Origin of the sequence: Rhodobaculum claviforme (assembly GCF_016653255.1) — a bacterium.
Lineage (GTDB): Bacteria > Pseudomonadota > Alphaproteobacteria > Rhodobacterales > Rhodobacteraceae > Rhodobaculum > Rhodobaculum claviforme.
Genome location: NZ_NHSD01000225.1, coordinates 1 through 2,849 on the forward strand (window position 1 = coordinate 1; position 2,849 = coordinate 2,849).

2 protein-coding genes are annotated in these 2,849 nt (G+C 67.5%); both read right to left on the reverse strand.

What is annotated here, in order from left to right; all coding sequences use genetic code 11:
- Nucleotides 1–147 precede the first annotated feature (147 nt).
- On the reverse strand, nucleotides 148–1,446 hold the full coding sequence (gene ahcY / locus CCR87_RS08000) for an adenosylhomocysteinase (RefSeq protein WP_027287580.1): 1,299 nt from the start codon (nucleotides 1,444–1,446) through the stop codon (nucleotides 148–150).
- Nucleotides 1,447–1,651: 205 nt separating this feature from the next.
- Nucleotides 1,652–2,849, reverse strand: a 1,198-nt coding sequence (ptsP, locus tag CCR87_RS08005; protein ID WP_201157018.1) for a phosphoenolpyruvate--protein phosphotransferase, incomplete at its 5' end; no start/stop codon positions are given.

The window sequence follows — 2,849 nt, forward strand, 5'->3', positions numbered from 1 at the left end:
CCTTGTAGTTCTTATCGGCCAAGGTTGATCCTCCCTTGTCGAATGGTCTCTCGCGCAGCTAGCGGCTGCCCGTTCGATAGGCGTCGCGGCCCCTCCCTCCCCCTCAAGGAAGCGGGAGGGGCCGCGTCTCCGCCGCGCCGGGCGCGCTTAGTAGCGGTAGTGGTCGGGCTTGAAGGGACCGGTCTTGGGCACGCCGAGGTACTCGGCCTGCTGCTCGGTCATCTGCTCCAGCTTGACGCCGATCTTGGACAGGTGCAGCGAGGCGACCTTCTCGTCCAGGTGCTTGGGCAGCACGTAGACGTCGTGCTTGTAGTCCTTGGCGTTGTGCCAAAGCTCCATCTGCGCCATCACCTGGTTGGTGAAGCTCGCCGACATCACGAAACTCGGGTGGCCGGTGGCGTTGCCCAGGTTCACCAGGCGACCCTCCGACAGCACGATCAGCCGCTTGCCGTCCGGGAACTCGACCTCGTCGACCTGCGGCTTGATGTTGTCCCACTTGAAGTTCTTCAGCCCGTCGATCTGGATCTCGTTGTCGAAGTGGCCGATGTTGCAGACGATCGCCCGGTCCTTCATCGCCCGCATGTGGTCGACCGTGATCACGTCGACGTTGCCCGTCGCGGTGACGAAGATGTCGGCCAGCGGCGCCGCCTCCTCCATCGTCGTCACCTCGTAGCCTTCCATCGCCGCCTGCAGCGCGCAGATCGGGTCAACCTCGGTCACCATCACCCGGCAGCCGGCATTGCGCAGGCTCTGCGCCGAGCCCTTGCCGACGTCGCCGAAGCCGGCCACCAGCGCCCGCTTGCCGGCCATCATCACGTCGGTGCCCCGGCGGATGCCGTCGACCAGGCTCTCACGGCAGCCGTAGATGTTGTCGAACTTACTCTTGGTCACGCTGTCGTTGACGTTGATCGCCGGGCACAGCAGCTCGCCCTTGCGCGCCATCTGGTACAGGCGTGCCACGCCCGTCGTGGTCTCCTCCGACAGCCCCTTGACCTGCTCCTTCAGCAGCTCCGGGAACTTCTCGTGCATCATCGCGGTCAGGTCGCCGCCGTCGTCCAGGATCATGTTCGGACGCCAGCCGTCCGGACCCACGATCGTCTGCTCGATCGCCCACCAGAAGCTGTCCTCGTCCATCCCCTTCCAGGCGAACACCGGCACCCCGGCCGCGGCCACCGCCGCCGCCGCCTGGTCCTGGGTCGAGAAGATGTTGCACGACGACCAGCGCACTTCCGCGCCCAACGCCGTCAGCGTCTCGATCAACACCGCCGTCTGCACCGTCATGTGCAGGCAGCCCGCAATCCGCGCCCCCTGCAGCGGCTTCGACGCCCCGTACTCCTCGCGCAGCGCCATCAAACCCGGCATCTCCGTCTGCGCGATCTCGATCTCCTTGCGACCCCACTCCGCAAGCTTGATGTCCGCTACCTTGTAGTCCTGCTGGTCGGCCATGATCGGGGCGACTCCTTCCCGTTCGATTGAGTATCGGCTGCCGTGTTGGACGGCGCCGCCGGTCCGGCGCGGTATCGCGCGGCCGTTCGGGACGGGGGCGCGATACCGCGGCACGCGGGGCGGCATTTGCGAGGCTGAAATAGCAGGCTGCCGCGATGCCGGCAAGCTGCCGTACGGTGTGCGGTTATCCGGGCGGGACAGGCGGTTATCCGGCGAAGTCGTCCAACAGGGCGGCGATCCGACCGGTGTCGTGCTGATCCATGATCGCCATGGCGCGGTGGCTGGCCGCGCGCATCTCGAGTTGTCGCACGCGCTGCTTCACCCGCGGCAGCGATGCGGAGGACATCGACAGGTCGCGCACCCCCAGCCCCAGGAACAGTGGGGTGTAGCGTGGATCGCCTGCCATCTCCCCGCACACCGAGACTGGAATGCCGGCGCGCAGTGCCGCTTCCACGGCGAACTGGATCAATCGCAATACGGCCGGATGCAGCGGGTTGTAGAGGTGTGCGACCCGTTCCTCGCCGCGATCGATGGCGAGTGTGTACATCGTCAGGTCGTTGGTGCCGATGGCAAAGAAGTCGGACACGCCAGCCAGCGCGTCCGCCGACAGCGCCGCGCCCGGTACCTCGATCATCGCGCCCAAGGGGGGCAGGGGATCCGGCACTTGTTCGCCGCGGCGGACCAACTCACGGGCGACCTCGTGCAAGGCCTTGCGGGCCTCGCGCATCTCGTTGGTGCTGGATACCATCGGCAGCAGGATTCGCACCGGCCCATGTCGGGCCGCGCGGAGCATCGCGGCCAACTGCGTATCCAGTAGGTCGCGCTGCTTCAAGCTGAGCCGGATCGCGCGCAGCCCGAGCGCCGGGTTTACGGACTCGCCCAGTTGGTTGCCCAGCGACCAGGCCAGCTTTTCCCCGCCCACGTCGAGCGTGCGCACGGTCACGGGGTGGCCCTTCATGGTCTCCAGGATCTGGCGGATCGCCTGGTATTGTTCCTCCTCGCCGGGCAGATCCTCCCGGTTCATATAGAGGAATTCGGTGCGCAGGAGACCGACGCCCTCCGCGCCTGCGGCGATCGCCTGGTCGCTCTCGCGCGGCAACTCGATGTTCGCTTGCAGGGTGATCCGATGCTGGTCGCGGGTCACCGCCGGGAGATCGCGCAGCGTCGCCAGTTGCCGCGCCTCGCGCTTCATCTCCGCCAGCCGCGCGCGATAGCGCGTCAGGCGGGCTTCCGTCGGGTTGACGATCACCCGCCCGCGCGAGCCGTCGACGATCACCTGCTCGCCCGGCAGCACCTGGCCCAGCAGGTCGGGCACGCCCAGCACGGCCGGCAGTCCGAGCGAGCGTGCCATGATCGCGGTGTGGCCCTCGGCGCCGCCCAGCACGGTGGCGAAGCCGCCGACC

Bases quoted from the DNA above. Each gene is read 5' to 3' on its own strand.
- ahcY (WP_027287580.1), bottom strand. From the start codon at position 1,446: ATGGCCGACCAGCAGGACTACAAGGTAGCGGACATCAAGCTTGCGGAG.